The organism is Rhizobacter sp. P5_A1 (assembly GCF_056400745.1).
Genome location: NZ_JBFUKR010000015.1, coordinates 79516 through 97865 on the forward strand (window position 1 = coordinate 79516; position 18350 = coordinate 97865).

The 18350-nt window shown below is 64.5% G+C and carries 18 protein-coding genes; 15 read left to right on the forward strand and 3 right to left on the reverse strand.

The genetic code is table 11. From position 1 onward, the window contains the following. The first annotated feature begins 197 nt into the window (after positions 1-197). From AC1DTW_RS17210 to AC1DTW_RS17240, 7 genes are all read left to right on the forward strand, one after another. Positions 198-1247, forward strand: a complete 1050-nt coding sequence (locus AC1DTW_RS17210) for a porin (RefSeq protein ID WP_477982505.1) — start codon at positions 198-200, stop codon at positions 1245-1247. 292 nt (positions 1248-1539) lie between these two features. Continuing rightward, the gene (locus tag AC1DTW_RS17215) at positions 1540-2523 is read left to right on the forward strand and encodes an ABC transporter permease (RefSeq protein ID WP_477982506.1); all 984 of its coding nucleotides are present in this window, start codon (positions 1540-1542) and stop codon (positions 2521-2523) included. Between the two features lie 46 nt (positions 2524-2569). Further along, on the forward strand, positions 2570-4150 hold the full coding sequence (locus AC1DTW_RS17220) for an ABC transporter substrate-binding protein (RefSeq protein ID WP_477982507.1): 1581 nt from the start codon (positions 2570-2572) through the stop codon (positions 4148-4150). Positions 4151-4160: 10 nt separating this feature from the next. Next, positions 4161-5108, forward strand: a complete 948-nt coding sequence (locus AC1DTW_RS17225) for an ABC transporter permease (protein ID WP_477982508.1) — start codon at positions 4161-4163, stop codon at positions 5106-5108. Positions 5109-5165: 57 nt separating this feature from the next. After that, on the forward strand, positions 5166-5561 hold the full coding sequence (locus AC1DTW_RS17230) for a hypothetical protein (RefSeq protein ID WP_477982509.1): 396 nt from the start codon (positions 5166-5168) through the stop codon (positions 5559-5561). A gap of 10 nt (positions 5562-5571) precedes the next feature. Next, positions 5572-6555, forward strand: a complete 984-nt coding sequence (locus AC1DTW_RS17235; RefSeq protein ID WP_477982510.1) for an ABC transporter ATP-binding protein — start codon at positions 5572-5574, stop codon at positions 6553-6555. Further along, entirely contained in the window at positions 6555-7598 is a 1044-nt protein-coding gene (locus AC1DTW_RS17240) for an ABC transporter ATP-binding protein (protein WP_477982512.1), read from the forward strand. The genes AC1DTW_RS17235 and AC1DTW_RS17240 overlap by 1 nt, the downstream gene beginning before the upstream one ends. Positions 7599-7608: 10 nt before the next feature. Here the strand turns inward: AC1DTW_RS17240 and lysA are convergent, their stop codons facing one another. Then, positions 7609-8883: a diaminopimelate decarboxylase gene (lysA, locus tag AC1DTW_RS17245; protein ID WP_477982513.1), complete on the reverse strand. Its 1275-nt coding sequence runs from the start codon at positions 8881-8883 to the stop codon at positions 7609-7611. Continuing rightward, a complete protein-coding gene (gene lptM / locus AC1DTW_RS17250) occupies positions 8880-9059 on the reverse strand; it encodes an LPS translocon maturation chaperone LptM (RefSeq protein ID WP_477982514.1) in 180 nt (59 codons plus the stop codon). Before lptM ends, lysA begins: the two co-directional genes overlap by 4 nt. A gap of 45 nt (positions 9060-9104) precedes the next feature. Here lptM and cyaY point away from each other — a divergent pair, with 45 nt between their 5' ends. After that, positions 9105-9440 carry an iron donor protein CyaY gene (cyaY, locus tag AC1DTW_RS17255; protein WP_477982569.1) on the forward strand — a complete coding sequence of 112 codons (336 nt, stop codon included), beginning with the start codon at positions 9105-9107 and terminating at the stop codon, positions 9438-9440. A 20-nt stretch (positions 9441-9460) separates the two neighbouring features. Here the strand turns inward: cyaY and AC1DTW_RS17260 are convergent, their stop codons facing one another. Next, positions 9461-11851 (reverse strand): penicillin-binding protein 1A, encoded by a 2391-nt coding sequence (locus AC1DTW_RS17260; protein WP_477982515.1) that lies wholly within the window; start codon positions 11849-11851, stop codon positions 9461-9463. A 327-nt stretch (positions 11852-12178) separates the two neighbouring features. Between AC1DTW_RS17260 and AC1DTW_RS17265 the strand changes: the two genes are divergently transcribed. The 7 genes from AC1DTW_RS17265 to AC1DTW_RS17295 all read left to right on the forward strand — a co-directional run bounded on the left by AC1DTW_RS17265 (position 12179) and on the right by AC1DTW_RS17295 (position 18348). Next, positions 12179-13216, forward strand: a complete 1038-nt coding sequence (locus AC1DTW_RS17265) for a pilus assembly protein PilM (RefSeq protein ID WP_477982570.1) — start codon at positions 12179-12181, stop codon at positions 13214-13216. Continuing rightward, entirely contained in the window at positions 13213-13848 is a 636-nt protein-coding gene (locus AC1DTW_RS17270) for a PilN domain-containing protein (protein WP_477982516.1), read from the forward strand. Before AC1DTW_RS17265 ends, AC1DTW_RS17270 begins: the two co-directional genes overlap by 4 nt. Position 13849: 1 nt before the next feature. After that, on the forward strand, positions 13850-14545 hold the full coding sequence (locus tag AC1DTW_RS17275) for a type IV pilus inner membrane component PilO (protein ID WP_477982517.1): 696 nt from the start codon (positions 13850-13852) through the stop codon (positions 14543-14545). Beyond that, positions 14542-15087, forward strand: coding sequence for a pilus assembly protein PilP (locus AC1DTW_RS17280; RefSeq protein ID WP_477982518.1), 546 nt, complete (start codon positions 14542-14544; stop codon positions 15085-15087). The genes AC1DTW_RS17275 and AC1DTW_RS17280 overlap by 4 nt, the downstream gene beginning before the upstream one ends. After that, positions 15084-17261: a type IV pilus secretin PilQ gene (locus AC1DTW_RS17285; protein WP_477982519.1), complete on the forward strand. Its 2178-nt coding sequence runs from the start codon at positions 15084-15086 to the stop codon at positions 17259-17261. Before AC1DTW_RS17280 ends, AC1DTW_RS17285 begins: the two co-directional genes overlap by 4 nt. Positions 17262-17326: 65 nt before the next feature. Then, on the forward strand, positions 17327-17725 hold the full coding sequence (locus AC1DTW_RS17290) for a hypothetical protein (RefSeq protein ID WP_477982520.1): 399 nt from the start codon (positions 17327-17329) through the stop codon (positions 17723-17725). Positions 17726-17811: 86 nt separating this feature from the next. Continuing rightward, complete coding sequence (locus tag AC1DTW_RS17295) at positions 17812-18348, forward strand: shikimate kinase (RefSeq protein ID WP_477982571.1); 537 nt, start codon at positions 17812-17814, stop codon at positions 18346-18348. The last annotated feature ends 2 nt before the right edge of the window (positions 18349-18350 follow it).

An 18350-nucleotide genomic window follows, 5' to 3' on the forward strand; every position in this document is an offset into this window, starting at 1 on the left:
GATTTTGACCCCCGAACAGGCCGTCGCGCCTCGTTGTGCTCAGACAACATAAAGTCCTTTTTTGACCGGCAAGGCTTTCCAGCACTCGGCCCCTCTGGTGCAATACGCACAACTTCCGCTGAGGGGGTTGTGCCTGATCTGCCCAACGAGGGTGATTCTTGATCGGGACCTCTTGTTCAACCTAGGAGATAGTTGCAATGAAAAAATCTCTGCTCGCTCTCGCAGTTCTGGGCGCTTTCGCTGGTGTGGCATCGGCTCAATCTTCGGTGTCCCTGTATGGCACGGTCGACTTGAACGCGCGCTACGTCAAGGCCGACGGCTCGTCACGCCGTTTGTCGCTGAGCCAGGACGGCATCAACAGCAGCCAACTCGGCTTCAAGGGCACTGAAGACCTGGGCGGCGGCTTGAAGGCCGGTTTCGTGCTGCTGGCTGGCGTCAATCCCGATAACGGCACCGCCAATAGCAAATTCTGGAATCGCCGGTCCACCGTCAGCCTGTGGGGCAACTTCGGTGAAGTCCGGTTGGGTCGCGACTATCTGCCGACGTTCTGGAACGAGACGATCTTCGATGCGTTCGGCACCAACGGCCTTGGTGGTTCGAACAATATCAAGCAGTTCTTCAGCGCTGCGGCTTCGACCCAAAATTATGTGCGTACCGACAACACGATCGGCTACTTCCTGCCGAGCGGAATCGGTGGCGTCTATGGTCAATTGATGGCCGCCGCTGGTGAGGGATCTTTCCCGGGTCGTTACGTTGGCGGGCGCGTCGGGTTCGCTGCCGGGCCATTTGATATCGCCGGTGCGGCTTCGCAGCAGACCTTTGATGCGGCTGGCAACAAGCACAAGACCTACAACATCGGCGCTTCGTACGACCTCGGCGTTGTGAAGCTGTTGGGCTACTGGGATCGCGACACATACCTGCAAGCGAAGGAGAACCTGTTCTCGTTCAGCGCCGTTGTGCCGTTGGGCCAGGGCGAGATCCACGTGGGCGCTGAGCGAAGCAAGCTGACAAATACGGGACTTGACAACAAGAATACTCAGTTCGCGCTGGGCTACGTTTACAACCTTTCAAAGCGTACTGCTCTTTACACCACGGTGGCGCGTTCGAAGAGCGACAACCCCGGGGCGTTCCGTACTACCAGCACCATTGCAGGTCCGAACAGTCTCGGTGGATCCTCATTGGCAGCGTTCCCCGACGCCAATGGTCGGACAACCGGTGCCGAGTTCGGCATCCGTCACTTCTTCTGATCGGGCGCTTGCCTCGCGCAAGCTCTCGCCAGATCGAAAGCCGCCTTCGGGCGGCTTTTTTTCGCCTGTGCTCGGCAGCTGCACGCACATGCGGGACCGTCAGCATCCGGGCATTCCCCTTTGACGGCTGGCTCGGGTTTTGCTCTGATCGCACCGAGCTTGTGCGGTGCGCTCCGAGGAATTCGACGCGCGAGCGGCGATACTCTGCCTCGACCTTCGAGCCGTTCGTTTCTTGCTTCATCCGCCCGCAGCCGATCACCGGCTCGCCGGCTGAACCGTTTCTCCTCAATCGATGCTTGTTTTCGTTCTCCGCCGTCTCGCTCAAGCCGTCATCGTGATGCTGACGGTCGCGTTCATCGCGTTCATGCTGTTCCAGTACGTCGGTGACCCGGTCACCAACATCCTTGGGCAGGACGCCACACCCGAGCAGCGCGAACAACTTCGCGCCGATCTCGGTCTCGATCAGCCGTTCCCGGTGCAGTTCGTGCGCTTCGTCGGCAAGGCGGTGCAAGGCGAATTCGGCCTCAGCCTGCGCCAAGGGCGCAAGGTCTCGTCGCTGATCGCCGAGCGCTTGCCGGCGACGCTCGAACTGGCCTTCTGCGCGGCGTTCCTCGCGCTGGCACTCGGCATCCCGATGGGCGTCTACGCGGCGCTGCGCCGTGGCAGCTTTCTGTCGCAGGCCTTGATGACGATCTCGCTCGTCGGCGTCTCGCTGCCGGTCTTCCTGATCGGCATCCTGCTGATCCTGATCTTCGCGGTCACGCTGAAATGGCTGCCGAGCTACGGCCGTGGCGAGGTCACGATGCTCGGTGCCTGGAGCACCGGCTTTCTGACGGCCGATGGCTGGAAGCATCTGATCCTGCCGTCGATCACGCTGGCGGTCTTCCAGCTGACATTGATCATGCGGCTCGTGCGCTCTGAGATGCTCGAAGTGCTGCGGGCCGACTACATCAAGTTCGCGCGCGCACGCGGGCTGCCGAACCGGGTGGTGTATTTCGGCCATGCGCTGCGCAATACGCTGGTGCCGGTGATCACGATCACCGGGCTCCAACTCGGCGGCTTGATTGCATTCGCGATCATCACCGAGACGGTGTTCCAGTGGCCCGGCATGGGCCTGCTGTTCATCCAGGCGGTGACCTTCGCCGACATCCCGGTCATGGCCGCGTACCTGTGCCTGATCGCGCTGATCTTCGTCGTGATCAATCTGGCCGTCGACATGCTCTACTTTGTCGTCGATCCGCGGTTGCGGGCCGAGAAGTCGACTGCGGGGCACTGATCGCGATGTCACTGAAATCTTGTACTTACCTCGTCAGGAGACGACCATGAAGTTCCAACAAACCCTTTTGATCGCGGCCCTGGCACTGGGCGTCGGCGCCGCGCAGGCCGTCACCCTGCGCGTGTCGAACCAGGGCGACGTGCAATCGATGGATCCGCACTCGCTGAACGAATCGCTGCAGCTGAGCTTCATGGGCAGTGTCTACGAGTCGCTGGTCGGGCGCGGCAAGGACATGTCGGTCGTGCCGCTGCTGGCCACGAAGTGGTCGCAGACCTCGCCGACGGTGTGGCGCTTCGAGCTGCGCAAGGGTGTCAAATTCCATGACGGCACACCGTTCACCGCCGACGACGTGATCTTCAGTTTCAAGCGCGCGGCCGACGCCGGCAGCGACATGCGCGGCTATGTCGCGCCGGTCAAGGAGGTGCGCAAGGTCAGCGACAACGTCGTCGACATCGAAACCATCACGCCGTTCCCGATCCTGCCGGACACGCTGACGGTCTTCGCGATCATGAGCAAGACATGGTGTGAGCAAAACAAGGCCGAGCGCCCGGTCGATCGCCGCAAGGGGGTCGAGAACACGGCGAGTTTCAAGGCCAACGGCACCGGCCCGTTTCGCCTGAAAGAGCGCCAGCCGTCGGTGCGCACGGTGATCGTGCGCAACTTCAATTATTGGGACAAGGTCGAGAGCAATCTCGACGAGGTCGTCTTCACGCCGATCGGCAACGACGCCACGCGCGTTGCCGCGCTGCTGTCGGGCGAGAGCGATGTGATGGAGCCGGTGCCGCTGCAGGACATCGAGCGCATCAAGGCCAGTCCGAGCCTCACCGTGCTGCAGGGTCCCGAGCTGCGCACGATCTTCCTGGGCATGGACCAGAAGCGTGACGAGCTGCTGAGCAGCAGCGTGAAGGGCAAGAATCCGTTCAAGGATAAGCGCGTGCGCCAGGCCTTCTACCAGGCGATCGACGAAGACACGATCAAGGCGCGCGTGATGCGCGGCGCCGCTGCGCCGACCGGGCTGATGGTCGGGCCGGGCGTGCGCGGTTTCATGCCCGAGATGAACAAGCGCCTGCCGTACGATGTCGAAGCGGCGAAGAAGCTGCTTGCCGACGCCGGCTACCCGAACGGCTTCGAGGTCGGGATGAACTGCCCGAACGACCGCTATGTCAACGATGCCGCGATTTGCCAGGCGGTGGCCGCGAACCTCGCCCGCATCGGCGTCAAGGTGAATCTGCAGACCGAGACCAAGGTCAGCTACTTCCCGAAGATCCTGCGTCGCGACACCAGTTTTTATCTGCTCGGCTGGACCCCGAGCACCGCCGATGCGCACGACGCGCTCTACAACCTGATGGCCACGCCGACCGATGCAGGCCGCGGCCAGTACAACCTGGGCAGCTACAGCAACCCGAAGCTCGACGAGCTGACAACGAAGATCCAGACCGAGACCGACAAGAGCAAGCGCGACGAGATGATTCGCGAAGCGTTCAAGACGCATCTGGACGATGTCGGCCACATCCCGCTGCACCAGCAGGCGCTGGCATGGGCCTACAAGAAGAACGTCACGCTGACCCAGTTGCCGACGAACTACATGTACTTCAAATGGGTCACGTTGAAGGCGCCAGCCCATTGATGGATCCCGCATGAGCACGGTGATGGTTCCCGCCAAGCCCGCGGCGCCGCCCGGCGCCTGGGCGCGCTTCTTCGACGGCGACGTCTGGCATTCGTTTCGCACCTCGCCGATGGCGATCGGCGCCGCGGTTGTGGCGCTCACCTGCGCCTTCTGCGCGTTCTTCGCCGGCGTGATCGCGCCGCACAACCCGTTCGATCTCGCGACGCTCGAGCTGAGCGACTCGATGCTGCCACCGGCCTGGATGGAAGGCGGCCAGGCGAAGTACCTGCTGGGCACCGACGAGCAGGGCCGCGATGTGCTGTCGGCGTTGTTCTACGGCGCGCGCATTTCGCTGCTGATCGGTGGTGCGTCGGTGATCGTGTCGATGCTGATCGGCGTCTCGCTCGGCCTGCTCTCGGGCTACGCCGGCGGGCGCGTCGACGGGTTCATCATGCGGGTCTGCGACGTGATGCTGTCGTTCCCGTCGATCCTGATTGCGCTGTTGATCGCCGGTGTCGGCCGCGCGCTGTTCCCACAGGCGCACGACTCGCTCGCGTTCGGCGTGCTGATCCTCGCGATCGCGCTGCCGGGCTGGGTGCAATACGCGCGCACCGTACGCGGCTCGACGATGGTCGAGCGCAGCAAGGAGTACGTGCAGGCCGCGCGCGTCGTCGGCGTGCCGCCGATGCGCATCATGCTCAGGCACGTGCTCCCCAACGTGCTGGGGCCGGTGCTCGTGCTCGCGACGATCCACCTTGCGCTGGCGATCCAGACCGAGGCGACGCTGTCGTTCCTCGGCGTCGGCGTCTCGCCGACCTCGCCGTCGCTCGGCACCTTCATCAACGAGGGCAACAAGCAGCTGTTCAGCGGCGCGTGGTGGCTCGTGATCTTCCCCGGCACGATGCTGCTGCTGATCGCGCTGAGCATGAACCTGTTCGGCGACTGGCTGCGCGATGCGCTGAACCCGCGACTGCGCTGAAACCTGCGCCGCGACACGGGGTCGAACCCTGCCCGCAAACGACCTCGGAGGTCCACCATGAAAGACCTGCCCTTCTTCAAGCTTGCGTCGTCGCTGTCGTTCGCCGCGGCCTGCTCCGCTTGTGCCGGTCTGCCGGCCGGCTACGGACAGATCGATGGTCACAAGTACTACCAGGCGCCGATCGACACCTACTCGGTGCAGATCGTCCGCGTCGACGATCGCGACACGCTGGACAGCCCGACCTTCGTCGATCCGGGCCTCCGCAAGGTCACCGTGCAGGGGCCGCCAGATGGCACGCACCGCTTCGGCGAGCAGCGCACGATCGATCTGAACGTCGCCCCATGCACCCGCTACTACCTGGTCGCGGTCAAGCCGAATCGGCTGCTGACCGACTTCACGGTCAAGGTCGACTACCAGGAACCCATCGGTGGCTGCAGCGCCACCTCCAAATGACGATGCTCCGATGACCCAGCCGCTGCTTGAAGTCCGCCACCTGAGGGTCGAGTTTCCGACCCGCCGCGGCACGCTCGTCGCCCTTGACGACGTCTCGTTCGAGATCGCTCCGGGCGAAATCCTCGGCGTCGTCGGTGAATCCGGCGCCGGCAAATCGCTGACCGGCGCGTCGATCATCGGCCTGCTCGATCCGCCCGGGCGTGTTGCCGCTGGCGAGATCCGCTTCGACGGTCGGCGCATCGACAACCTGCCGTACGAAGAGATGCGCAGGGTGCGCGGCCGTCAGATCGGCGCGATCTTCCAGGATCCGCTGACCTCGCTGAACCCGCTGTACACGGTCGGCCGGCAGCTCGTCGAGACGATCCTGACGCACCTGCCGGTGAGCGCCGACGAGGCGCGTCAACGCGCGATCCGGTTGCTGCAGGAAACCGGCATTCCGGCGGCCGAGGCGCGCATCGACCAGTACCCACACCAATTCTCCGGCGGCATGCGCCAGCGCGTCGTGATCGCACTCGCGCTCGCGGCCGAGCCGAAGCTGATCGTCGCCGACGAGCCGACGACCGCGCTCGACGTCTCGATCCAGGCGCAGATCATTTCGCTGCTGAAGCGCCTGTGCAAGGAGCACGGCGCCGCGGTGATGCTGGTCACGCACGACATGGGCGTGATTGCCGAGACCTGCGATCGCGTCGCGGTGATGTACGCCGGTCGCATCGTCGAGATCGGGCCGGTGCACGACGTGATCCACGCACCTGCGCATCCGTACACCGTCGGGCTGATGGGCTCGATTCCGGCGATGGACGAAGACCGCGAACGTCTGCTGCAGATCGACGGCGCGATGCCGCGCCTGACCGCGATCCCGACCGGTTGCGCGTTCAACCCGCGCTGCCCGAAGGTCTTCGATCGCTGCCGTGTCGAGCGTCCCGATCTGCTGGACGCCGGCGCGACGCGCGCGGCCTGCTGGCTGCTCGCGCCGGCGCTGCGGGAGGCGGCTTGATGAGTGCCGTGCCGAAGCCTGAGTCGCGCGCACTGGTCGAGGTTCACGACCTCGCAAAGACCTTCGACGTTTCCGCGCCGTGGCTGAACCGCGTGATCGAACGCAAGCCGCGCCAGTTCGTGCACGCGGTCGACGGCGTCAGTTTCTCGATCCAGCGCGGCAAGACGCTCGCGCTGGTCGGCGAATCGGGGTGCGGCAAGAGCACGGTCGCGCGGCTGCTGGTCGGGTTGTATGCACCGACGAAAGGACGCGTCGAGTTCGACGGCACCGACACCGCCGCAACCTTCCGCTCGAAGCAGGCGCTCGCGTTACGCCGGCGCATGCAGATGATTTTTCAGGATCCCTACGCGAGCCTGAACCCACGCTGGAAGGTCGCCGACATCGTCGGCGAGCCGCTGAAGGAGCATGGTCTGGTGCAGGCCGCGGGCGGCTCGGGCCAGCGCGCCGACAAGAACGAGATGAAGGCGCGCGTCGCGCAGCTGCTGCAGTCGGTCGGCCTCGCCGCCGCCGATGTCGAGAAATTCCCGCACCAGTTCTCGGGCGGTCAGCGGCAGCGCATCTCGATCGCGCGCGCACTCGCGACGCAGCCCGAGTTCCTGGTCTGCGACGAGCCGACCTCGGCGCTCGATGTTTCGGTGCAGGCGCAGGTGCTCAACATCATGAAAGACCTGCAGAGGAAGCAAGGTCTGACCTACCTGTTCATTTCGCACAACCTCGCGGTCGTGCGGCATGTGAGCGACCAGGTCGGCGTGATGTACCTCGGCCGCATCGTCGAGCTGGCCGACAAGGGTGAGTTGTTCGCGCGGCCGCGCCATCCGTACACGCGGATGCTGCTCGATGCGATCCCCGACATCCACATGAGCGGCCGCGCACGCACGCCGGTGCAGGGCGAGGTGCCGAACCCGCTGAATCCACCGAATGGTTGCAGCTTCCACCCGCGCTGCCCGCACGCGAACGAGCGTTGCAAGATCGAGCGGCCGGCGTTGAAGATGTTCGGGGGCGCGCTGATCGCGTGCCACGCGGTCGAAGAGGGGCGGATCTGAGGCCGGTCTCTCAGCCGGCCGGCAGCAGGTGCTCGCCGCGGAACAACTCGGCGACCGTCTCGCGATCGCGGATCAGCCAGGCTTGGTCGCCCGAGACCAGCACCTCGGCCGCGCGCCCGCGCGTGTTGTAGTTGCTCGCCATGCTCATGCTGTAGGCGCCGGCCGAGAGCACCGCGACGAAGTCGGCGGCGCGCACCGCGAGTTTGCGATCCTTGCCGAGCCAGTCGCCGGATTCACAGATCGGGCCGACGACGTCGAACAGCATCGGCGCTTCGCTGCGCGCGCGACACGCGACGATGTTCATCCAGGCCTGGTACATCGCAGGGCGCATCAGGTCGTTCATCGCGGCATCGACGATGCAGAAGTTCTTCTGTTCGCCGGGCTTGACATACAGCACTTCGCTGACCAGCACGCCGGCGTTGCCGACGAGCGATCGGCCCGGTTCGAACATGATCTTGCGGTGGCCATGGCCGCGTGCGTCGACGCGTTCGAGCAGGCTCCTGACGAGCGCCTCAGCCGACGGTGGTGCCTCGTCGGTGTAGGTGATGCCGAGGCCACCGCCGAGATCGAGGTGATGGATCGCGATGCCGCGGGCCTCGATCGCTTCGACCAGTTCCAGCAGGCGGTCGAGTGCGTCGAGGTACGGGCCGGTGTCGGTGATCTGCGAGCCGATGTGGCAATCGATGCCGACGATCCGCAGGCCCGGCAGCTCGGCCGCGCGCAGGTAGTTCGCAAGTGCATCCGCATGAGCGATGCCGAACTTGTTGTCCTTCAGGCCGGTCGAGATGTAGGGGTGCGTGCCGGCGTCGACGTCCGGATTGACGCGCAAACTGATGTTGGCGGTGCGGCCCGCCTGACTCGCCACCCGGGACAGCAGTTCCAGTTCGGCTTCGCTTTCGACGTTGAAGCACATCACGCCGACCTCGAGCGCGCGCTGCATCTCGGCGCGCGTCTTGCCGACGCCTGAGAACACGATCTTCGCGGGCGGCACCCCGACCGCGAGCGCGCGTTCGAGTTCGCCGCCGGAGACGATGTCGAAACCGCAGCCGGCCTGCGCAAAGACCTGCAGCACCGCGAGGCTGGAGTTCGCCTTCATCGCGTAGCAGATGAGGTGGTCGCGGCCGGCGAGCGCGCGCTGATAGCTCGCGAGCGCGTCCAGCATCGACGCACGCGAATACGCGTAGAGCGGCGTGCCGTATTCCTGCGCGAGTTCGGCGAGCGAACGCGCCTCGATGAACAGATCGTCGCCGCGATAGGCGATGTGCGGGGAGCCGGGCAGAGTCATGGTCGCTGAGCGGGGGCGGAGGGGGACGAGGCGGCGGATGCGGCGGTTGCAGGTCGGGGCAGCGTCAACGGCCCCTTCTGACCGCAGCCCGTGAACAGCGCGGCCGCGGTCACGCATGCACCCACTGTCGACGCAGCCTTCGAGGCCGCCGCTACACTGATCTTGCGCTGCAACATCACAGGATTCTATCGACCATGTCTGCCGATCTCACCCACGACCCGATGACCGACGGCGAATACGTGGCGAGGACGAACGCGGTCCTGGCGAGCGTCGAGGCCTGCATCGACGCGTGGCTGCAAGAAGATGTCGTGGACATCGACGCGCACCGCACCGGTGGCTTGCTCGAGATGAGTTTCCCGAACGGCAGCATGATCGTGCTGAACACGCAGCCACCGCTGCAAGAGCTGTGGCTCGCGGCGCGCGCGGGCGGCTTTCACTACAAGTATGCGAACGGTGTCTGGCGCGACACGCGCGATGGCGGTGAGCTGTTCGAGGCGCTGTCGGCCTGTGCCACGGCGCAAGCGGGTCGGCCACTGCGGTTCACGCCACCGACCTGAGGCCTGGGGCCGGGAGCCCGTCAGCGTTTGAAGAGATCGAGGATGCTCTTGCGCTCTTCTTCGTCGGGTGCCGACGGCATCTTGTCGTCCAGGCCCACGCTCGCGACGCCGGCACCTTTGGTGTATTCCTCGTAGTACCACTCGTCGCCGAGGTTGACCACGCCTTCGGGCACCGGATACTGCTCGACCGCCACGCCGTTCAGCGCGTGCTTCATGTACTCGACCCAGATCGGCAGCGAAAGCCCGCCACCGGTTTCGTTGTCGCCGAGCTTGCGCGGCGTGTCGTAGCCGATCCAGACGATCGCGACGACGCTCGGCTGGAAGCCGGCGAACCAGGTGTCGATCGAGTCGTTGGTCGTGCCGGTCTTGCCGTACACATCGGGCCGGTTCAGCGCGCGCCGTGCCGCGGCGGCGGTGCCGCGCAATGCGACCGAATTCAGCAGGCTGTCCATCACGAACGCGTTGCGTGCCTCGAGCGTGCGCATGCCTTCGTTCAGCACGGGCGGGATGGCCTCGTTCAGCACGCGGCCCTTGTTGTCGGTGATCTTGCTGATCAGCATCGGGTTGACGCGGTAGCCGCCACTGGCAAATACGCTGTAGGCCGATGCCATCTGCAGCGGTGTGACCGAACCGGTGCCGAGCGCCATCGGCAGGTAGGCAGGGTGCTTGTCGGCCTCGAAGCCGAAGCGGGTGATCCAGTTCTGCGCGTACGGCGCGCCGATCGCCTGCAGGATGCGGATCGAGATCATGTTCTTCGACTTCTCGAGCCCGCGCCGCATCGTCATCGGTCCCTCGAACTTGCCGTCGTAGTTCTTTGGCTCCCAGGGCTGGCTGCCGGTCGAGCCGGCATCGAAGAACAGCGGCGCATCGTTGATCACGGTCGCCGGTGTGAAGCCCTTCTCGAGCGCCGCCGAGTAGATGAACGGCTTGAAGCTCGACCCCGGCTGGCGCCAGGCCTGCGTGACGTGGTTGAACTTGTTCTTCGCGTAATCGAAGCCGCCGACCATCGCGCGGACGGCGCCGGTGCGCGGGTCGATCGCGACGAACGCACCCTCGACCTCGGGCAGCTGCGTGATGCTCCAGTCGCCGGGCTTGCCGTCCTTGCTGGGGCCGCGGATCAGCCGGATCACTGCGCCGGTGCGGATCTGCGTCTTCGGGTTGCCCTTGACGACGAGACCCGATGCGACCGGCTTCAGCCCGTCGCCGGTGATCGTGACCGCCTCGCCGCTCTGCAGCACCGCGACCACCTTCTTCGGCCCGGCTTCGGTCGCGATCGCGGCCTTCAGCTCATCGTTGTCCGGATGGTCCTGCAGCGCCTCGGCGATGCGTGCGTCGAGTTCCTTCGGGTTCGCCGGCAGGTCCACATAGTCTTCGGGGCCGCGGTAGACCTGCCGACGCTCGTAGTCCATGATGCCCCGGCGCAGCGCGCGGTACGCGACCATCTGGTCGCTCGACTTCAGCGTCAGGTACACGTTCAGGCCGCGCGTGTAGGCGTCGTCGCCGTACTGCGTGTAGATCAGCTGGCGCGCCGCCTCGGCGACGTATTCCGCGTGCACGGCGACCTCCGACGGCTCGCGGTAGCGCAGCGTCTCGTTGCGCGCCAGATCGCGCTGCTCCGGCGTGATGTAGCCATTGTCGACCATGCGATCGAGGATGCGCAGCTGCCCGCTCTTCGCGCGATCGGGGTTGTTGATCGGGTTGTAGGCCGACGGCGCCTGCGGCAGCCCGGCCAGCATCGCCGCCTCGGCAATCGAGATGTCCTGCAGCGGCTTGCCGAAGTAGATCTCGCTGGCCGAAGCGAAGCCATAGGCCCGCTGACCGAGGAAGATCTGGTTCATGTAGACCTCGAGGATCTGGTCCTTGGTCAGCAGGCTCTCCATCTTGAAGGCGAGCAGCATCTCGTAGATCTTGCGGGTGTAGGTCTTCTCGGTCGACAGGTAGAAGTTGCGCGCGACCTGCATCGTGATCGTCGAAGCGCCCTGGCTGCGCGAGCGGTTGAACTGCGCGAGGCCGGCGCGCAGCACGCCCTTCACGTCGACGCCGCTGTGTTCATAGAAGCGCGCGTCCTCCGATGCCAGCACCGCGTGCTGCATCACTTTCGGGATCTGCGCGAGCGGCACGAAGTTGCGGCGCTCCTCGCCGAATTCGCCGAGCAGCACGCCGTCGGACGACAGCACGCGCATCGGCAGCTTCGGTCGGTAATCCATCAGTCCGCCGATCTCCGGCAGGTTCGGGTAGGCGACCGCGAGCGCGATCCCGACCAGCACGACCACACTGATCGCGGCACTTGCGGCCAGCCCGATCAACCACAGTGCACTGCGCGTCAGCCAGCGAGCCCAGGTCGGAGTTGCCGCGCCGTCGCGCGCAGGGGGATCAGCGGGCCGCTTGGCTGGGCGCTCGGATTCGCTCATGACACTCCACGTTGCAAGTTCGCATTATAGAAAGCCGCGAATACGCCGAAGTGATGGCACTCGAGCCTCCCGCGTGCCGCGCGAGCGACCCTTCACGGCGAGCTTCGGGGTTCTCCCGAGGTTCGTGGATGACCCAGGTTTCATGCCTTGCCGGCGTGTGAGTTTTGCAACGAGTGAGGCTGTGCGAATTCGGATTTTTCTTTGTGCCACAAAGGCTTTACTGCTAGCATTGAAGTAACTTATTAACAATCCAGCACGCATCTTTACAGCTGGGGGAAAGGCGTCGTGAGCTTCCTTGACACCTTGTTGGGCCGCAAACATCCGCCGATGATCGGGCTGGACATCAGCTCGTCCAGCGTGAAGTTGGTGGAGCTGGGCCAGAGCGCTTCCGGCGAGTACGTCGTCGAGCGTTTCGGCGTCGAAAGCTTCGAAAAGGGCTGGATCGCCGATGGCCAGATCGAGAAGTTCGACGAGGTCGCCGAGGCGGTCAAGCGAGTGATCTCGAAGAGCGGCACCAAGACCCGCCAGGTCGTGATGGCGATGCCTCAATCGGCCGTCATCACCAAGAAGATCATGCTGCCCGCCGGGCTGCGCGAGGAAGAACTCGAGGTTCAGGTCGAGGCCGAAGCCAATCAATACATCCCGTTCTCGCTCGACGAGGTCAGCCTTGACTTCTGCGTGATCGGGCCGAGCCCGACCTCGGTCGGCGATGTCGAGGTGCTGATCGCGGCGTCGCGTAAGGACCGGGTTCAGGATCGACAGGGTCTGGCCGAGGCGGCGGGCCTGACGCCTGCGGTGCTCGACATCGAATCGCATGCCTCGCGCCTGGCGATGAGCCGGGTGATCGCGTCGCTGCCAAACGAGGGCAAGGACGCGCTGGTCGCGCTGTTCGAAATCGGCGCCGACACGACCAGCCTGAAGGTGCTGCGCGACGAGGAGATGCTCTACGACCGCGATCAGGCCTTCGGCGGTTCGCAGCTGACGCAGCTGATCTCGCGCCAGTATGGCTTCTCGTACGAAGAGGCTGAGCAGAAGAAACTCGCGGCCGATCTGCCCGACGATTACGAGACCACCTTGCTGGCGCCGTTCGTCGACAGTCTGTCGCAAGAAATCGGCCGCGCACTGCAGTACTTCTTCACCAGTACGCCGCACCACAAGGTGCACTACGTGATGCTGGCCGGCGGCACCGCGACCTTGCCGGGCTTGAAGGACCGCGTCACCGAGCTGACGGGCTTCGCCTCGATGGTCGTGAACCCGTTCGAGAACATGAAGCTCGGCTCGGCGGTGCGTGAAAGCAAGCTTCGTCGCGAGGCTCCGTCCTATCTCACGGCCTGCGGTCTGGCCATGCGGAGGTTCGTGCAGTGATCCTGATCAACCTGCTCCCGCACCGGGAAGAGAAGCGCAAGCGCAAGAAGATCGCGTTCTTCGCGGGGCTCGGAGTGGCGGCCGCGATCGGCCTGGGCATCGTCGGGGGCTGGTATCTCATCGTCGAGCAGCTGAAGGCGGCGCAGCAGGAGCGCAACCAGTTCCTCGCCACCGAGATCGCCAAGCTCGACCGCGAGATCAAGGACATCGCGACGCTGAAGGCCGAGATCGCCGCGTTGACCGCGCGTCAGAAGGCGGTCGAGGATCTGCAGACCGACCGCAACCTGCCGGTGCACATCCTGAACGAGCTCGTGCGGCAGACGCCGGAAGGCATGTACTTCACCGCGCTGAGACAGAACGGCGAACAGCTGAACATCACCGGGATCGCGCAGACGCAGGAGCGCATCTCAGAGTTCCTGCGCAACACCGCGTACAACTCCGAGTGGTTCGTCACCCCCGAGCTGATCGAGAGCAAGGCGACGACGGTCACCGGCGCAAATCGCGAACAAAAACGCCTGTTCGATTTTTCGATGCGTCTGACGGTCAAGCGTCCACAGGCCAAGGCGGCTGCCGCCGCCGCTGCGGCGCCGGCCAGCGCGCCCGCCAGTGCCGCAATGGCGAAGAAGGTCTGACATGGCGACCAAAGCAGCCCCGATCAATGTCGACCTGAACTCGGTCTTCGAAGGTGCGGTCTCGCAGTTTCGAAGCCTCAACCCGAGCGAGCCCGGCCAGTGGCCGATGCTGCCGAAGATCGCAACCTGGTCGCTTGTTGCGATCGCGGTCGTCGTGCTGGGATGGTTCACGCTGCTGGCGACGGCCCATGAGGAGCTCGACGCCGAGCGTGCGAAGGAGCCTGGGCTCAAACAGGACTACCGCGCGAAGCTCGGCCAGGCCGTCAACCTTGCCGAACTGCGCAAGCAGAAGCTGCAGGTCGAAGAGTACGTGACGCAACTCGAGAAGCAGCTGCCCGGCAAGGCCGAGATGGACGCGCTGCTCTCAGACATCAACCAAGCGGGCCTCGGCCGAGGCCTGCAGTTCGAGCTGTTCCGCCCGGGCCAGGTGGTCGTCAAGGACTACTACGCGGAACTCCCGATCTCGATCCGGGTGTCGGGGCGGTATCACGACCTGGGCGCATTCGCCGGCGACATCGCGAACCTGTCGCGCATCGTCACCCTGCACAACCTGAACATCGCCGGCTCGCCGCGCGATACGACGGGCGCGTTGGCCATGGAGGCGACTGCACGTACGTATCGCTACCTCGATGCGACCGAGCTCGAGGCGGTGAAGAAGAACGCAGCCGCCAAGGCCAAGCCGGGAGTGAAGAAATGATGGCGCGACCGGTACCTCCGCGACTGCTGATGGCGATCGGCGTTGTCGCGTTCGCGCTGTCTGCCTGCGGCGGCGAGCAGCAGGAACTGACGCAGTGGATGGAGCAGCAGCGGCGCGAGGTCAAGCCGAATGTGGAGCCGCTGTCACCGCCGAAGAAATTCACGCCGCAGCCGTACGCTGCGCTCGGCGGTATCGAGCCCTTCAGCACCCAGAAACTGACGGTCGCGCTCAAGCAGGAGGCCAAGCAGCCGAATTCACTGCTGGCGAGCGAAATCAACCGCCGCAAGGAGCCGCTCGAGGCTTATCCGCTCGACAGCATGTCGATGGTCGGCAGCGTCGTCAAAGGCGGTCGTCCCTATGCCTTGCTGAAGGTCGACAACTTGCTCTACCAAGTCAAGCAGGGCGACTACCTTGGCCAGAACTACGGGAAGATCATGAAGATTTCCGAGACCGATGTGTCGATCCGCGAAATTGTCCAGGATGCAGTCGGCGAATGGATTGAGCGCACCAGCGCCCTCCAGCTTCAGGAGAAGGCGCGATGAAGAGCAATCAGGAGAATCACATGACAGTTAAGTGGCGCGCTCGTGCCTTGACGCTCTTGTTGTCGTTGGGCGCCTGCGCCTCCGCGCTGGCGCAGAACGCGATCCAGTCGATCAACAGCAGCCAGCAGGGCGGATCGGAAGTGATTCGCGTCGAATTGTCCGAGCCGCTCACCGCGGTTCCGGCCGGGTTCGCGATCCAGACGCCACCCCGCATCGCGATCGACCTGCCGGGGGTGACAAACGCGCTGGGCAAGTCCAATGTCGAGATCAACCAGGGCAATCTGCGCTCGGTGAACGTCGCGCAGGCCGGCGAGCGCACGCGCCTCGTGCTGAACCTGAAGAAGGCCGCGAGCTACCGCGCCGAAATCCAGGGCAAGGTGCTGCTGGTCGTGCTCGACGCCGGTCCGGCGCCGGAGGCCGCGGTGGCCGCCGCGCCTGCAACGGCGACGGCACAGGCACCGGTGCACTTCGCGCCGAGCCAGAACGCCAATCCGCTCGCGCTGAAGGACATCGATTTCCGCCGCGGCGCCGATGGTGCGGGTCGCGTGATCGTCGAACTGCCGAACAACCAGGTCGGTGTCGACATCCGCCAGCAGGGCCAGAGTCTGGTGATCGAATTCCTGCGCTCGACCCTGCCGGAGAACCTGCGCCGCCGGCTCGACGTTACCGACTTCGGCACGCCGGTGCAGAGCGTGACGACCTCGCAGAACGGCGACCGCGTTCGCATGACGGTGGAACCGCGCGGAAACTGGGAACACAGCGCCTACCAGAGTGACAACCAGTTCGTGCTCGAAGTGCGCCAGCGCAAGGTCGATCCGAACAAGCTGACGCAAGGCCCTGGGTATGCGGGCGAGAAGCTGTCTCTGAACTTCCAGAACATCGAGGTTCGCGCGCTGCTGCAGGTGATCGCCGACTTCACGAACTTCAACGTCGTGACCAGTGACACGGTGACCGGCAACGTGACTTTGCGGCTGAAGGACGTGCCCTGGGATCAGGCACTCGACATCATTCTGCAGGCCAAGGGCCTGGGGCTGCGCAAGTCCGGCAACGTGATCCTGATTGCACCGAAGGACGAACTCAACGCGAAGGAAAAGGTCGAGCTGGAGGCCAAGGCGCAGATCGCGGCGCTCGAGCCGCTGCGCACGCAGTCGTTCCAGCTCAACTACGCGAAGGCCGCCGATGTCGCAGCGGGGCTGACTGGCCAAGGGGGCGGGCAAGGCGGCGGTGCCAACTCGCGCATTTTGTCGTCACGCGGCAGCGTGATCTACGAAACGCGGACAAACCAAATGTTCGTCAGCGACGTTCCGACGAAGCTGCAGGAAATCCAGGACATGGTCGCGAAGATCGACATCCCGGTCCGGCAGGTGCTGATCGAGTCGCGTATCGTGATCGCCGATGACACGTTCGGGCGCTCGTTGGGAGTGAAGCTTGGCTTGGTTGATCAGCGCGGCCTGAACGGCGGAATCTCCGGCTATAACGTGGGGGGCAGCAACTACATTGGCGTTGGCGGCAATCTGAACGCGGTCGGTACGCAGACGGGTCAGACAGGCGCGACGAGCACCTTTGCTGATACCAATTTTGTGAACCTGCCAGCCACCCCACAAGGGGGAAACTCGGCCGCGAGCTTCGCCCTGTCCTTGTTCACGGCTGGCGCGAATCGATTCCTGAACCTCGAGTTGTCGGCACTCGAGGCCGATGGCAAGGGCAAGATCGTGTCCAGCCCTCGCGTGATCACGGCTGATCAGCAGAAGGCGCTGATCGAGCAAGGCGAGGAGATTCCATATCAATCGGCGACCTCGAGCGGCGCGACCGCGGTCAGTTTCCGCAAGGCCAACCTCAAGCTCGAAGTAACTCCACAAATTACCCCGGAAGGTAACGTGATCTTGGATGTCGACGTGACAAAGGACAGCCGGGGCACGTCGGCCGGCATCGCGGGTTTCGCTATCAACACCAAGCATGTCCAGACCAAGGTATTGATCGAGAACGGCGGTACCGTCGTGATCGGCGGCATCTTCGAGCAGAACGAACGGGAAGACGTTTCCAAAGTGCCGTTCCTTGGCGACGTGCCCTATCTCGGCAATCTGTTCAAGACGCGTACGAAGTCCAGCGCCAAGACCGAGATGCTAATTTTCCTGACCCCCAAGGTGGTCACGGATCGTTCGGCCGCGCGCTGAGAGCGAGCAGATGGCGCGATGCCGCGCGAACGGATACTTAGAACTCTAGTAAACAGGTGCGAGCGATGAAATCAAGGAAGCTGATTGCCGCCATTCCCGTGTTGGTCGCTGCCGCAGCGATGACGGCTTGTGGCGGGGGCGGGGATGCGGAGGCGGGCTCACCCACGACGTTCAGTATCGTGCCCAGCACGGTGACCTTCACGGCGCCGCCGGTCGGTACGTCGGTGGGCACCTGCCCCGCCGGCGGAACCGCGACGATCTTCGTCTATGGCGGCGCGGCTCCTTATCGCCTCGACAATACGGTGCCGGATTTCATAGCACTGAACACCGGATCGGTCAGCGATCGCGGCGGCAGTTTCACCATCACCACGCTCGGTGGCTGTGTCTCGCCGGGCAACATCGTTGTTGTCGACAAGCTCGGAAACAACGTCACCTTGACCGTCACGACGACGCCTGGTGCCTGACCGGCCTGGGGCCACATCGAGGAAGATCCGACGACTCACGTTGGCGCAGGCCCGTGCGCAAGCCCGAAACCATTGCGTTGATCTCGATGCCGGGTGGCGGCAAGTCGACGATCGGCCGGCACCTCGCCAGGCGACTGAACCGGGACTTCATCGACACCGATGCTGTCATCGAGCAGCGCATCGGCTGCTCGATCCGCGCCTTCTTCGAGCACGAAGGCGAAGAACGCTTCCGTGAAATCGAGGCGCAGGTGATCGCGGAGTTGGTGCAAGCCCCGAACCTTGTGCTTGCGACCGGCGGTGGCGCGGTGCTGCGGTCAGCCAACCGCGAGGCGCTGAACCAGCATGCGATCGTCGTTTACCTGCGATCGACCCCGGAGGACCTGTACCGGCGCCTGCGCCACGACGTCAAGCGTCCATTGCTTCAGGTGGCCGACCCTTTGGGACGGCTGTGCGAGATGTACGCGGTCCGCGATCCTCTGTACCGTGAGACGGCCCACTTCATTGTCGAGACCGGTCGCCCGTCGGTACCGACGCTCGTCAACATGATCCTGATGCAACTGGAGCTCGCTGGTGTCGTCGATCCCGTGAGCGCCCCGTCGCCGGTCGATTCGCGGCCGCGTTGACG

What these genes read in the sequence shown, in the direction of transcription:
- AC1DTW_RS17210 (WP_477982505.1), top strand. Translation starts at nt 198, where the DNA reads ATGAAAAAATCTCTGCTCGCTCTCGCAGTTCTGGGCGCTTTCGCTGGT.
- AC1DTW_RS17215 (WP_477982506.1), top strand. Translation starts at nt 1,540, where the DNA reads ATGCTTGTTTTCGTTCTCCGCCGTCTCGCTCAAGCCGTCATCGTGATG.
- AC1DTW_RS17220 (WP_477982507.1), top strand. Translation starts at nt 2,570, where the DNA reads ATGAAGTTCCAACAAACCCTTTTGATCGCGGCCCTGGCACTGGGCGTC.
- AC1DTW_RS17225 (WP_477982508.1), top strand. Translation starts at nt 4,161, where the DNA reads ATGAGCACGGTGATGGTTCCCGCCAAGCCCGCGGCGCCGCCCGGCGCC.
- AC1DTW_RS17230 (WP_477982509.1), top strand. Translation starts at nt 5,166, where the DNA reads ATGAAAGACCTGCCCTTCTTCAAGCTTGCGTCGTCGCTGTCGTTCGCC.
- AC1DTW_RS17235 (WP_477982510.1), top strand. Translation starts at nt 5,572, where the DNA reads ATGACCCAGCCGCTGCTTGAAGTCCGCCACCTGAGGGTCGAGTTTCCG.
- AC1DTW_RS17240 (WP_477982512.1), top strand. Translation starts at nt 6,555, where the DNA reads ATGAGTGCCGTGCCGAAGCCTGAGTCGCGCGCACTGGTCGAGGTTCAC.
- lysA (WP_477982513.1), bottom strand. Translation starts at nt 8,883, where the DNA reads ATGACTCTGCCCGGCTCCCCGCACATCGCCTATCGCGGCGACGATCTG.
- lptM (WP_477982514.1), bottom strand. Translation starts at nt 9,059, where the DNA reads ATGTTGCAGCGCAAGATCAGTGTAGCGGCGGCCTCGAAGGCTGCGTCG.
- cyaY (WP_477982569.1), top strand. Translation starts at nt 9,105, where the DNA reads ATGACCGACGGCGAATACGTGGCGAGGACGAACGCGGTCCTGGCGAGC.
- AC1DTW_RS17260 (WP_477982515.1), bottom strand. Translation starts at nt 11,851, where the DNA reads ATGAGCGAATCCGAGCGCCCAGCCAAGCGGCCCGCTGATCCCCCTGCG.
- AC1DTW_RS17265 (WP_477982570.1), top strand. Translation starts at nt 12,179, where the DNA reads ATGATCGGGCTGGACATCAGCTCGTCCAGCGTGAAGTTGGTGGAGCTG.
- AC1DTW_RS17275 (WP_477982517.1), top strand. Translation starts at nt 13,850, where the DNA reads ATGGCGACCAAAGCAGCCCCGATCAATGTCGACCTGAACTCGGTCTTC.
- AC1DTW_RS17280 (WP_477982518.1), top strand. Translation starts at nt 14,542, where the DNA reads ATGATGGCGCGACCGGTACCTCCGCGACTGCTGATGGCGATCGGCGTT.
- AC1DTW_RS17285 (WP_477982519.1), top strand. Translation starts at nt 15,084, where the DNA reads ATGAAGAGCAATCAGGAGAATCACATGACAGTTAAGTGGCGCGCTCGT.
- AC1DTW_RS17290 (WP_477982520.1), top strand. Translation starts at nt 17,327, where the DNA reads ATGAAATCAAGGAAGCTGATTGCCGCCATTCCCGTGTTGGTCGCTGCC.
- AC1DTW_RS17295 (WP_477982571.1), top strand. Translation starts at nt 17,812, where the DNA reads ATGCCGGGTGGCGGCAAGTCGACGATCGGCCGGCACCTCGCCAGGCGA.